Here is a 12,742-nt window from a genome sequence, read left to right as displayed (position 1 = left end):
ACAGCAGCTGGCCGCGGCCGGCGCCCCGGCTGCCCTGGTCGAAGCCCAGCTGGGACAGCAGAAAGCGGAGCTGGCGGCGGGCGAAGCCAGGCTCCAGGCCGGCCAGCAGGAGCTCGAGGCAAACAAGGCGAAGCTGGAACTGGGCAAGCGCCAGGCAGAAGCATCGTCCGCCATCCGGTTCGTGTCCGAGGACGGCCGGGCCGCCGTCGCACAGGTGCAGTTCAACGCCTCCATCAACGGGCTGAGCCCCGAAACCCGGCAGCAGGTGCAGGACATCGCGCACGAAACGTCCTCCGCAGGCATCACCGCACTGGCCAGCAAGGAAATCACCGAGGACATCTCCGAACTCTTCGGCGCCGCCGAGATCATCGGCATCGCCGTGGCGGCCCTGGTGCTGATCATCATGCTTGGAACGCTGGTGGCGGCCGGCCTGCCCCTGCTCATGGCGGTGGTGGGCGTAGGCGTGGGCGTCGGCACCACCTTCGCGCTGTCCGGCCTCTTCGATATGAGCTCCATCTCGCCCATGCTGGCCCTCATGCTTGGCCTGGCCGTGGGCATCGACTATTCGTTGTTCATCGTGAACCGGCACCGCACCCAGCTCCTGGCCGGGATGGACCCTGAGGAGTCCGTTGCGCGCGCCACCGGCACGTCCGGCAATGCCGTGGTGTTTGCCGGCCTTACGGTCATCATCGCCCTCGCAGCGTTGGTGGTTCCCGGGCTGCCGTTCCTCGCGGTCATGGGCCTTGCGGCCGCCGGCACCGTTGCCGTGGCGGTCCTCGTGGCCATCACCCTCACCCCGGCCATGCTGTCGCTGATTGGCCGCCGGATCATTTCCCGGCGGGCCTGGGCCAAGGCGGAGGCGCACAATGCCGAGCCCGGGCACGAGGCAGCGGACGAGGCGGCCGACCGTGAACGCAGCACGCATGGCTGGGGCGGCCTGGTCACCCGGCATCCGGTGCTGGCCCTGCTCGCCGGAGTGGCCCTGCTGGGAACCCTTGCCCTGCCCGCCGCCCAGCTGCAGCTCGCCCTGCCCGACGGCGGTTCGGAACCCGTGGAGTCCGAGGCCTACCAGGCCTACGACCTGACGGCCCGGAGCTTCGGCGAAGGCGTCACCGGCCCCATCGTGGCCGTGGGCGAGTTCCCCGCAAACCTTGACGAGGCCCGGGCGCAGGCCCTCCAGTACGACGTCGCGGACAAACTGCGCTCTGTCGATAACGTGGTGGCCGCCGTGCCCGTCGCGCTCAGCGAGGACCGCCGGACGGCCGTCTTCCAGGTCATCCCCAAGGAAGGCCCGGCCAGCGCAAGCACCGTCCAGGTGGTCTCCGAACTGCGCGGCCTGAACGATGAGATCCAGGCAGAACACAACGTGGCCATCGGCCTGACCGGCCAGACCGCCGGCAACATCGATGTCTCCAGCAAGCTCGGCGAGGCCCTGCCGCCCTACCTGGCGATCGTCGTCGGCCTTTCCCTGGTCCTGCTGCTGCTCGTGTTCCGCTCCATCGTGGTTCCGCTGCTCGCCACCGGCGGGTTCCTGCTCTCCCTCGCCGCGGCCTTCGGCGCCGTGGTGGCCGTGTACCAGTGGGGGTGGCTGGGAGGCGTGTTCGACGTCGCCAACCCCGGGGCGGTCCTGAGCTTCCTGCCCATCATCCTGATCGGAGTCCTGTTCGGCCTGGCCATGGACTACCAGGTGTTCATCGCCTCCGGGATGCGCGAGGCGTACATGCACGGCTCGTCCGCCAGGGAAGCAGTACGGGTGGGCTTCCGGCACGCCGCAGCGGTGGTCACAGCCGCCGCGATCATCATGGTGAGCGTGTTCGCCGGCTTCATCTTCAGCCACCTCACCATGGTGCGGCCGCTCGGCTTTGCGATGGCCTTCGGTGTCCTCCTCGACGCCTTCGTGGTCCGCATGACCATCGTCCCGGCGGTCATGTACCTGCTGGGTGAAAAGTCCTGGTGGCTGCCCCGCTGGCTGGACCGGATCCTGCCCGACGTGGACGTGGAGGGGGCCCGGCTTCCCCGGCCGGAGGCTGCGGAGGCATCGGGCGAGCTGGTCCACTGACTCCGGCTCCGGTGCCCGCGGGCGGGACGGACTAGGCTGGAGGCGTGGTCCGCCTGATACTTGCCTCCCAGTCCCCCGCCCGCACCAAGCTCCTGGCCGAGGCCGGTGTCCAACATTCGGTCCTGGTCTCGGACGTGGACGAGGCCGCCGTCCAGGCACACTACGGCGTCACCGACCCGCATGACACCGCGCTGCTCCTTGCCCGGGCCAAGGCCGAAGCGGTGGCGGCACTGCCTGAAGCCGACGGCGCGCTGGTTCTTGGTTGCGATTCGGTTTTCGAGTTTGACGGCGAGGCACACGGCAAGCCCTATACAGCGGACATTGCGCGCGAGCGGATGCTCCGGATGAGCGGCAACGCGGGAGTCCTGCACACCGGGCATTGGCTGGTGGACTGCCGGGATACGGACGGGGACGACGACGGCGGGGAGCCGGGCTCGGGCGCCACGCTTGGAGCGGTCGCCTCCGCCGAGGTGGCGTTCATGGAAATGGAACCTGAGGAGATCGACGCGTACATCGCCACCGGCGAGCCCCTGCACTGCGCCGGCTCCTTCACGATAGATGGCCTCGGCGGGGCGTTCATCCGGAAGGTGGACGGGGACCCGCACGCCGTCGTCGGACTCTCTGTTTCCACCCTTCGGGGCCTGCTCGCCTCCGCTAATGTCCGCATCACCGACCTCTGGCCCGCGCCGTAAATCATCCCCATTTCGAGGCATCTTGTAGCTTCCCTACAAAGCCTTCCCGGTTTACACGCGGATTCCGCAAGTAATATCGGCGAAACCTCCAAAAGCGCGCTAGGCTCCCTCAAGGAAAGAAGGAGACGCCTTGTCAGCAATTTTGGAGCAGTCCGCAGGAACCACGCAGTCGACCCTCACAAAGGTGCTGATCGCAAACCGCGGTGAAATCGCCGTCCGCATCATCCGCGCCGCCCGCGATGAAGGCATCGCATCCGTGGCCGTCTACGCCGACCCGGACCGCGACGCCCTGCACGTCCGCCTCGCTGACGAGGCTTACGCGTTGGGTGGCAACACCGCAGCCGAGTCCTACCTGCTGATGGACAAGATCATTGACGCCGCCCGGCAGTCCGGTGCGGACGCGATCCACCCCGGCTACGGCTTCCTGGCCGAAAACGCCCAGTTCGCCGCGCGCGTGATCGAGGCGGGCATCACCTGGATCGGGCCGTCCCCGGAGGCCATCTCCGCCCTCGGCGACAAAGTCCAGGCCCGGCACATCGCCGAAAAGGTGGGCGCTCCCCTGGTTCCCGGCACGGCCGATCCCGTGGAATCCGCCGAAGAGATCCTGGCTTTCGTGGACCAGCACGGCCTTCCTGTGGCCATCAAGGCGGCCTTCGGTGGTGGCGGCCGCGGCATCAAGGTGGCACGGACCCGCGAGGAGATCCCCGAGCTCTACGATTCCGCCGTCCGTGAAGCCACTGCGTCCTTCGGCCGCGGCGAGTGCTTCATTGAGCGCTTCCTGGACGCGCCCCGCCACGTTGAAACGCAGTGCCTTGCCGACGCCTACGGCAACGTGGTGGTGGTTTCCACCCGTGACTGCTCGCTGCAGCGCCGCAACCAGAAACTCGTGGAGGAAGCGCCTGCCCCGTTCCTGACAGAGGAGCAGAACCGGCGGCTCTACGAATCCTCCAAGGCGATCCTCAAGGAAGCCGGCTACCTCGGCGCCGGCACCTGCGAGTTCCTGGTGGGCCAGGACGGCACCATCTCCTTCCTCGAAGTGAACACCCGGCTCCAGGTGGAGCACTGCGTCTCCGAAGAAGTCACCGGCATCGACCTGGTCCGCGAGCAGTTCCGGCTGGCCCGCGGCGAGAAGCTCGGTTACGGCGACCCCGAGGTCCGCGGCCACTCGTTCGAGTTCCGCATCACCGGCGAGGACCCGGGCCGGAACTTCATGCCCGCCCCGGGAACAATCCGGGTATTGAAGAACCCCACCGGCCCCGGCGTCCGCATCGATTCCGGCATTGAGCAGGGTGACGTGATCAGTGGCAACTTCGACTCCATGCTGTCCAAGCTGATTGTCACCGGTGCCAGCCGGCCGCAGGCCCTGCAGCGCGCCCGCCGCGCCCTCGAGGAAATGGTGGTGGAGGGTATCCCCACCGTCATCCCGTTCGATCTGGCAGTGGTTTCCGATCCCGCGTTCGCCCCGGCAGAGGGCCCGTTCAAGGTCCACACCCGCTGGATCGAGACGGAATTCACCAACAACCTGCCGGCTTGGACCCCTGACGGCATCGCCGAAAGCGAAGCTGCCGAGGACCGCCAGCGCGTGGTGGTCGAGGTGGGCGGCAAGCGCCTCGAAGTAGTGCTGCCCGCGTCGCTGGCTTCGGCAGGCACGGGATCGGCGGTGGCGGCCAAGCCCGCCAAGTCCAAGAAGCGGTCCCGCTCCGGCGGCCCGGCCGCCGCGACCGGCAACGCCCTCGCCTCTCCCATGCAGGGCACCATTGTGAAGGTGGCGGTGGCCGACGGCGACATCGTGGCCGAGGGTGACCTGGTGGTGGTCCTGGAGGCCATGAAGATGGAACAGCCACTGACCGCGCACCGCTCCGGCACCATCACGGGCCTCACCGCAGCAGCCGGCGAAACGGTCAGTGCCGGCGCCGTCATCGCCATCATCGAAGACTAGCCGCCGGAGGCAATCATGCTCGCACCCAGCTTTCAGGAAGAAGTGGACCGCTACCACGCTGCGGTTCCCGAGATCACCCGGGGCAATCCGGAACCCATCAAAGAGCTGTACTCGCGGCTCGACGACGTCACCCTGGCCAACCCCTTCGGCGGCGTCGCCCGGGGCTGGGCCCAGGTGGAGGCACGGCTTGACCAGGCCGCCCGGCAGTTCCAGGACGGCGAGATGCTCGGTTTCGACACCATCACGTCCTACAAGGCCAGCAACACGGCGTTCCTGGTGGAAACCGAACACTTCCGTGCCCGCCTTGACGGTGCCGGCGTCACCGAGGAGTTTGCGCTCCGGGTGACCAGCGTGTTCCGCCGCGAGGAAGGCTACTGGAAGCTGGTGCACCGGCATGCCGATCCGGCTGCCAGGCCGCAGTCACGCCGTTCCCTGAGCCAGCCGGCCAGCAGCTGACAGGCGGCCGCGCAGCAGGGCACACTTAGCAGATGCTGCCATTCCTGCTGCTCTCATCCAGGGCCGAAGATGCCGCGGCCGAGGACGAGTACGACGCGTATCTCCGGTACGGCGGCCTGGAGCCGCAGGAACTCCACCGGATCCGGCTGGAGGCGGCGCCGATGCCCGGCCTTGACCTCTCGCGCTACTCCGGCGTGATTGTGGGCGGCAGCCCGTTCACGTCCAGTGACCCGCCGGCGGAGAAGACTGCCGTGCAGCACCGGGTGGAGCATGAGCTTTCCGGCCTGCTGGATGAGCTGGTGGCGCGGGACTTCCCCTTCCTGGGTGCCTGCTACGGCGTGGGCACCCTCGGCAGGCACCAGGGCGCCGTCATCGACAGGACCTACGGCGAACCGCTTGGTGGGGTCGAGATTGAACTTACCGACGCCGGGCTGGCGGACCCGCTGCTCGAGGGGATGCCGCGGAGCTTTCCGGCGTTCACCGGGCACAAGGAGGCCTGCACTGTCCTGCCGCCGCACGCCGTGCTGCTTGCGCGGTCCGCAGCCTGCCCGGTCCACATGTTCCGCATCCGGAAAAACCTGTATGCCACCCAGTTCCACCCTGAGCTGGATGTGGAGGGCCTTGTCACGCGGATCGACATCTACCGGTATGCGGGCTACTTTCCGCCTGAATCGGCTGAGGAGCTGATGGACAAGGCCCGGCAGTACACCGTGACCGAACCCATGAAGATCCTGCGGAACTTCGTGGCCCGCTACGCCCGGTAAACAGCGCTCGTCGTCGTGCATTCCGGCCCAGTTACTGCCCGCCCGGACAGCAAAATGCCCGGCGCATTCCCCTGTTGGCGGGGAACACACCGGGCACTTCAGACAGTAACCGGGCTGGAACGCACGGGACGGGATATCAGGCCACGTTGTTCTCGTAGTCCAGGTCGCGGGTTTCCTTGCTCACGAACAGGGCAATGAGCGTCAGTACGGCCATTGAGGTCAGGTAGATGCCTACCAGCACGGGGCTGCCGTCCGCCGCTTCCCACAGTGCGACAGCGATGAAGGGAGCCACCGCAGCGCCCAGGATACTCGAGAAGTTGTAGCTCACCGCTGACCCGGTGTACCGGACGTTGGTGGGGAACAGTTCCGGCAGCAGTGCACCCATCGGCCCGAAGGTCAGGCCCATCAGCGAGAACCCGATGACCAGCAGCGCCATGGTGCCAACGAACCCGCCGCTGAAGAGCGGGACGAAGAGGAAGCCGAAAACGAAGATGCCTCCGGTCACCGCGAGGAGCATCTTGCGGCGGCCGTACTTCTCCGCCAGCGGCCCGGAGACGAGGGTGAAGATACCGAAGAACACGACGCCGGCGATCAGCATCCAGAGGAAGTCGTTGCGGGTGTAGCCCAGGCCGGGCACGAACGCTGCAGCGGCGGCCTCGGTCATCGGCTTGCCGGCCTTCTCGGCGGCAGCGCGGGCAGCCTCAAGGCTGGCCGGCCGGGTGCCGTAGGTCAGGGTGAACGTGGTCATCAGGTAGAAGAGCACGTAGGTGGCGAGCATGATGAACGTTCCCAGGATCAGCTGGCGCCAGCTGGTCTTGAACACGCGGCCCAGGGGAAGCTTTGCCACCTCGTTGGACTCGAGCACCTTGGTGAAGGCTGGGGTTTCGATCAGCTTCAGGCGGACGTACAGGCCGATGATCACCATGACGGCGCTGAGCAGGAACGGCACACGCCAGCCCCATGCCATGAAGTCAGCCGGGGACAATGCGTAGCTGAACACCAGGAAGATGACGTTCGCGATGATGAAGCCGATGGGCGCGCCCAACTGGGGGAAGGTTCCGTAGATTGCACGCTTGTTGGCCGGCGCGTTCTCGGTGGCCAGCAGGGCTGCGCCGCTCCATTCACCGCCGAGGGCCAGGCCCTGCGCAAACCGCATGACCACCAGCAGCGCGGGAGCCCAGAACGCCCAGCCGGGCACCAGCGCCGTGGGCAGGCAGCCGATCAGGAAGGTGGCGATACCCATGGTCAGCAGCGAGGCGACCAAGGTGCCCTTGCGGCCGAACTTGTCGCCGAAGTGGCCGAAGACAATCGAGCCCAGCGGCCGGGCGATGAACGCGACGCCGAACACGGCGAAGGAGCTCAGGAGCTGGGTGGTCTCGTTCTGGTTGGGGAAGAACAGCTGCGGGAACACGAGGACCGCGGCTGTGGCGTAGACATAGAAGTCGTAGAACTCAACCGTGGTGCCGATCAGGCTGGCGACGATCACGCGGCCCCGGGAGTTCACCGGCTGGGGTGCGCCCGGCAGCGCGGACGTATCGGTGGAAGACATAAAGGTAAACGCTTTCGTGAGAACCCGCCGGACGCAGGGATAGCCCCCGGCTCGAAATAGTTAGAGTTCGATCTTAGTTCCCATGGTCCAGTGAATGGACGAAAGGTCCAGAATACGGACGCGTGTCGTCTGTCTCAGTGTGTGGAGCCGCGGGACACCCTAACGATGGCCCCAGCGGGCCGATAGGCAAATGTCACAACGCGTTAACATCCGGCGTCGGTCTGTGAAACGCGCCGTCCCTACCTTGGAAGGACAACATCCCCCCGAAGGAGGTAACCCGTGACTGTCGACCGCACCGCAGATGCCGGTACCGGCAATTCCCTGGACCTTGACGACGCAACAGGGCCAGCAGCCGCAGCCGCCAGCGCACAGCTCGGCACTACCCGCACCACCGACGCTCCCGCCCTTAAATTCCTTCCCGGCCGCTGGATTGCCAACTGGGATGCCGAAAACAAGGAGCAGTGGGAAACCGCAGGCCGCTCGATCGCCCGCCGCAACCTGAACTGGTCCATCTTCGCCGAGTTCCTCGGCTTCGTCGTGTGGCAGCTGTGGTCCATCGTGGTGGTCCAGCTCCCCTCCGCCGGATTCGCCTTCTCCACGTCGGAAATCTTCTGGCTCATCTCCATGCCCAGCCTGGTGGGCGCCACGCTCCGCATTCCCTACACCTTCATGGTCCCCCGCTTCGGCGGCCGCAACTGGACCATCGTCTCCGCCCTGCTGCTCCTGATCCCCTCCATCGGCCTGGCCCTGTGCGTCTCCAACCCGGAAACGCCGTTCGGTGTCATGCTGCTGATCGCCGCCCTGGCCGGTTTCGGCGGGGGTAACTTCGCCAGCTCCATGGCGAACATCACCTTCTTCTACCCGGCCCGTGAAAAGGGCTGGGCGCTGGGACTGAACGCAGCCGGCGGCAACATGGGTGCCGCCGTCGCGCAGCTCGCCGTCCCGATCGCCATCACGCTCCTGGCCGCCGGCACCGTCAACCTGCCCGTCGCAGGCTTGATGTGGGTTCCGCTCATCCTGCTCGCCGCCTTCGGCGCCTGGAAGTACATGGACAACCTCACCAGCGCCAAGGGTGACGTGGCCGGCTCCGTCGCGGCGCTCAAGGAACCGCACCTGTGGATCATGGCGCTGCTGTACATCGGCACCTTCGGCTCCTTCATCGGCTTCGCCGGCGTGTTCCCCAAGCTGATCAAGGACTACTTCCCGGAGTTCTCCTCGATCGCCGTCGGTACCGTCGCCCTGTCGCTCGCATTCCTGGGGCCCCTGGTGGGCTCCCTGGCCCGCCCCTACGGCGGACGCATGGCCGACCGCATGGGCGGGGCCCGGATGACCGTTACAGCCTTCGCCGCGATGGGCGTCATCACGCTGACCATGATCTGGACCCTGCCGCTGAAGAACTTCTGGCTCTTCCTGGCCCTGTTCCTGATGCTCTTCACCGCCAGCGGCTTCGGAAACGGGGCCACCTACCGCATGATCCCGGTCATCTTCGCCACCTCCAGCCGGGCAGCCAAGTCCGGCGCAAGCTCGGTGGCCACCCAGCGCCTGGCGTCCTCGGCACTGGGCCTGATCTCCGCGATCGGTGCCTACGGCGGCTTCGTCATCCCGCAGGTGCTGAACGCATCGAATGCGGCCAGCGGCTCCTACACCCCGGCCTTCTACGGCTTCGTCGCGGCCTACGCCCTGATGCTCGCCGTCTGCTGGTTCTGCTACATCCGCAACGCCAACCGAAATGCGATGGGACACGTCTAACATGACCAACAGCGCCGACACGCACTGCCCTTACTGCGCCCTGCAGTGCGCCATGACGCTCACGTCTCCAGCGGAACTGGCCCCGGCTCCCCAGCCGGGGCCAGTCCCCGTGCCGCTCCTGCCCAGCATGCAAGCCTCCGCCCCGGCAGCTGCGGCAACGGCTGCCCTTGAGGTCAGCGGACGCGATTTCCCCACGAACCGTGGTGGCCTGTGCCGCAAGGGCTGGACCTCCGCAACGCTCCTGAACCACCCGGGCCGGATCACCGAGCCCCTCCTCAAAGGTGCCGACGGCGTGCACCGGCCCATCAGCTGGGACCATGCCCTGGACCTCGCCGCGTCCGCCGTCGGGGAAGCACGCGCTCGCTACGGTGCCGACGCCGTCGGGGTGTTCGGCGGCGGCGGCCTCACGAACGAAAAGGCATACATGCTGGGCAAATTCGCCCGACTGGCCTTGCGCACCTCGCGCATTGACTACAACGGCCGCTTTTGCATGTCCTCCGCGGCGGCCGCCGGAATGCGCGCCTTCGGCGTGGACCGGGGCCTGCCCTTCCCGGTGGAAGCCCTCGACTCCGCCAGCACCATCCTCATGCTCGGCTCCAACGTGGCCGAGACCATGCCGCCCTTCGTCCAGCACCTTAAGGGAGCGCGCGACGCCGGCGGGCTGATTGTGGTGGATCCGCGCCGCTCCGCCACGGCCGCCTTCACTGCCGACGGCGGCGGCCTCCACCTCCAGCCCCTGCCGGGCACCGACCTCACCCTCCTGCTGGGCATCTCCCACGTAGTCATTCACGAAGGCCTGGTGGACACCGCCTTCATCGAGGAACGCACCTCGGGCTACAGCGCCGTGGTCCGCAGCGTCAGCTCCTTCTGGCCCGAACGCGTCCAGTCCCTCACCGGCGTCCCCGCCGACCTGATCCGGGAGACCGCCCGCAGGCTTGCCGCCGGTGCCCGCCAGGGCGGCAGCTACATCCTTACCGGCCGCGGCGTGGAACAACACACTGACGGCACCGACACCGCCACCGCGGCCATCAACCTCAGCCTCTTGCTGGGCCTGCCCGGTTCCGCACGCAGCGGCTACGGCACGCTGACCGGCCAGGGGAACGGCCAGGGCGGCCGCGAGCACGGCCAGAAGGCCGACCAGCTGCCCGGCTACCGCAAGATCACCGACCCCGCCGCCCGCGCCCATATGGCCGGCGTCTGGGGAGTTCCGGAGGAAACCATTCCCGGGCCCGGCCTGCCTGCGGTCCAGCTGCTGAAGTCGCTGGGCCAGCCCGACGGCGTCCGGTGCCTTTTCATCCACGCCTCCAACGTGGTGGTGGCCTCCCCCGACGCGAACGCCGTGACCGCCGGCCTGCGGAGCCTGGACTTCCTGGTGGTCTGCGACTTCTTCATGTCCGAGACCGCCGCGGAGGCCGATCTCATCCTCCCGGTGCTCCAGTGGGCGGAGGAGGAAGGCACCCTCACCAACCTCGAAGGACGGGTCCTCCGCCGCCGCCGCGCCCTGGCCCCGCCCGCCGGCGCCCGCAGCGAACTGTGGATCATGGCACGGCTGGCGGAGCGGCTGGACGCCCCGTCCACCTACAGCGAGGACCCCGAAACCGTCTTCGAGGAACTGCGGCTCGCCTCCGCCGGTGGCCTGGCCGACTACTCAGGCATCGATTACGCCATGCTGGACCGCGGGGAAGCTGCCTACTGGCCCTACCCTGCGGGCAGCACCGGCACGCCCCGGTTGTTCCGGGACCGCTTCGCCCACCCCGACGGCAAAGCCGTGATGACCCCCGTGGTCCCCCGCCGCCGTCGGACGCCTGTCCCCAACCCTGACCCCGGAGCGAAAACCATGACCCTCATCACCGGCCGGCTGCTGGAGCACTACCAGTCCGGTGCGCAGACACGGCGTGTCACCGAACTGCTGGCGTCCCAGCCCGGGGCGAAGGTCCAGGTCCACCCCGCTGCCGCCGAGGCCATGGGCATCACGGCCGATTCCCTCGTGTCCGTGGCCAACGAGCGCGGCGAGGTGGTGTGCAAGGCCGAGCTCAGCAACGACATCAGGCCGGACACGGTCTTCCTGCCGTTCCACTTTCCCGGACTGGGCAGCGCAAACCGCCTGACCGAGGCGGCCACGGACCCCACGTCCGGGATGCCTGAGTTCAAGTTCAACAAGGTTTGGGTGCGGGCCGTGGCTGCACCCCTTTCCAGCAAGATGCTTCAAACGACGGAGGCCTCATGAGCGAGCAGGTTGTCATTGTTGGATTCGGCCCGGTGGCTGCCCGGCTGGTTGACGAACTCCTCCCCGCCGTACGTGCGGGGCACGTGGGGCTGACCGTGGTGGGCGAGGAAGCTGAAGCCGCCTACAACCGCGTCCTGGTGGCGGACCTGGGCGTTGGCCGCACCACAGCCGATGCCCTCGCCCTCTCCGACGCCGCCGCATTGGTGGCCGAAGGCGTTGACGTCCGCCTGGGTGTCCGTGTCCGGCGCGTGGACCGCGCCCGGCAGCAGGTCCTCCTTTCCGGTGGGGACTCCGTCCACTACGACCGGCTGGTGTTCGCCACCGGTTCACGGCCGGTCATCCCCAACCTGACGGGCATCAACCCGGACCCCGCCTCACCCGTCCTGCCGGCCGGTGTGACGGCCCTGCGCGACCTTCGCGACGCTGACGTGCTCCGCCGGGCGGTGGACGGCGGCAAGCGTGTGGTGGTCCTGGGCGGCGGCGTTTTGGGCCTGGAAACAGCCCTTGCCGCGGCCGAGGAAGGCGCCACCGTGACGGTGGTCCACAATGGCCCGCACCCACTGGGACGCAACATCGACCGCGGCGGCGGTGCCGTCCTGGCCGCGGGTCTGCGCCACTGCGGCGTGCGGATGGCTGGAAACGCGCGCTCCACCGGGGTTGAGCACAACGCTCCCGACGGCGGTTTCTCGGCGCTGCTGCTCGACGACGGTTCGGCGATTGACGGGGACCTCCTGGTCATCTCGTGCGGCGTCCGTCCCCGCACCGAACTGGCCGAAGGCTGCGGGCTCTCCACTGCTGCCGGCATCCTGGTGGACCACCGGCTCCGCGCCCACCATGAACCGCACATCTTTGCCATCGGCGATTGCGCGGAGGTGCGCTGCCCGGACCCGGACTGTGCTGCCTGCCGCAACGCCAAGGGTCCGTCCGGCCTGGTGGGTCCCGGCTGGCGCCAGGCCGAATGGCTGGCGGAGTACCTGGCCCTGCTCGCCGCCGGCGCGGTCGATGACGCCGAAGTCCTGGCGGAACTGCCGGCGGAGCAGCCCGGCGTTATTGTCCTGAAGGCGCGCGGCCTGAGCATGGCTGTGGCCGGCAACAACAGCGCCGATCCCTGGGACGAGGAAGCCCTGAACGCCGGCGCTGCGAACGGGCGTCCCCGGCTCCAGGTGGCCCAGTGGGCGGATCCGGAACACGGCCGCTACGTGAAGATGACCACCCGGGGTGGGGTCCTGGAAGGGCTGGTGGCCGTGGGCATGCCGCGGACCGCCGCCGAACTGGTGGGGCTGTTTGAGCGTTCGGCCGAGCTGCCG

9 protein-coding genes are annotated in these 12,742 nt (G+C 67.9%); 8 read left to right on the top strand and 1 reads right to left on the bottom strand.

The genetic code is table 11. The features are described from left to right. From AC5RTT_RS18020 to AC5RTT_RS18000, 5 genes are all read left to right on the top strand, one after another. A partial coding sequence (locus AC5RTT_RS18020; protein ID WP_494146341.1) for an MMPL family transporter occupies positions 1 to 2,059 on the top strand: 2,059 nt, incomplete at its 5' end. 44 nt (positions 2,060 to 2,103) lie between these two features. After that, complete coding sequence (locus AC5RTT_RS18015; RefSeq protein WP_494146340.1) at positions 2,104 to 2,751, top strand: Maf family protein; 648 nt, start codon at positions 2,104 to 2,106, stop codon at positions 2,749 to 2,751. 130 nt (positions 2,752 to 2,881) lie between these two features. Next, on the top strand, positions 2,882 to 4,690 hold the full coding sequence (locus tag AC5RTT_RS18010) for an acetyl/propionyl/methylcrotonyl-CoA carboxylase subunit alpha (RefSeq protein ID WP_494146339.1): 1,809 nt from the start codon (positions 2,882 to 2,884) through the stop codon (positions 4,688 to 4,690). 15 nt (positions 4,691 to 4,705) lie between these two features. Next, positions 4,706 to 5,146, top strand: coding sequence for a YybH family protein (locus tag AC5RTT_RS18005; RefSeq protein ID WP_494146338.1), 441 nt, complete (start codon positions 4,706 to 4,708; stop codon positions 5,144 to 5,146). 32 nt (positions 5,147 to 5,178) lie between these two features. After that, positions 5,179 to 5,910, top strand: coding sequence for a glutamine amidotransferase (locus AC5RTT_RS18000; RefSeq protein ID WP_494146337.1), 732 nt, complete (start codon positions 5,179 to 5,181; stop codon positions 5,908 to 5,910). A gap of 136 nt (positions 5,911 to 6,046) precedes the next feature. Here the strand turns inward: AC5RTT_RS18000 and AC5RTT_RS17995 are convergent, their stop codons facing one another. After that, complete coding sequence (locus AC5RTT_RS17995; protein WP_494146336.1) at positions 6,047 to 7,459, bottom strand: MFS transporter; 1,413 nt, start codon at positions 7,457 to 7,459, stop codon at positions 6,047 to 6,049. Between the two features lie 279 nt (positions 7,460 to 7,738). Here AC5RTT_RS17995 and AC5RTT_RS17990 point away from each other — a divergent pair, with 279 nt between their 5' ends. The 3 genes from AC5RTT_RS17990 to AC5RTT_RS17980 form a co-directional block, all read left to right on the top strand. Continuing rightward, positions 7,739 to 9,208, top strand: a complete 1,470-nt coding sequence (locus AC5RTT_RS17990) for an MFS transporter (RefSeq protein ID WP_494146335.1) — start codon at positions 7,739 to 7,741, stop codon at positions 9,206 to 9,208. A 1-nt stretch (position 9,209) separates the two neighbouring features. Further along, positions 9,210 to 11,435 carry a molybdopterin oxidoreductase family protein gene (locus AC5RTT_RS17985; protein WP_494146334.1) on the top strand — a complete coding sequence of 742 codons (2,226 nt, stop codon included), beginning with the start codon at positions 9,210 to 9,212 and terminating at the stop codon, positions 11,433 to 11,435. Further along, the coding region (locus AC5RTT_RS17980) for an NAD(P)/FAD-dependent oxidoreductase (RefSeq protein WP_494146333.1) at positions 11,432 to 12,742 on the top strand (1,311 nt) is incomplete at its 3' end. The genes AC5RTT_RS17985 and AC5RTT_RS17980, both read left to right, overlap by 4 nt.

The organism is Arthrobacter sp. Y3221157 (assembly GCF_059089865.1).
The sequence above is the reverse complement of the archived record's forward strand: the minus strand, read 5'-3'. Positions and strand labels throughout refer to the sequence as shown.

What these genes read in the sequence shown, in the direction of transcription:
- AC5RTT_RS18000 (WP_494146337.1), top strand. Translation starts at nt 5,179, where the DNA reads ATGCTGCCATTCCTGCTGCTCTCATCCAGGGCCGAAGATGCCGCGGCC.
- AC5RTT_RS17985 (WP_494146334.1), top strand. Translation starts at nt 9,210, where the DNA reads ATGACCAACAGCGCCGACACGCACTGCCCTTACTGCGCCCTGCAGTGC.
- AC5RTT_RS17995 (WP_494146336.1), bottom strand. Translation starts at nt 7,459, where the DNA reads ATGTCTTCCACCGATACGTCCGCGCTGCCGGGCGCACCCCAGCCGGTG.
- AC5RTT_RS18005 (WP_494146338.1), top strand. Translation starts at nt 4,706, where the DNA reads ATGCTCGCACCCAGCTTTCAGGAAGAAGTGGACCGCTACCACGCTGCG.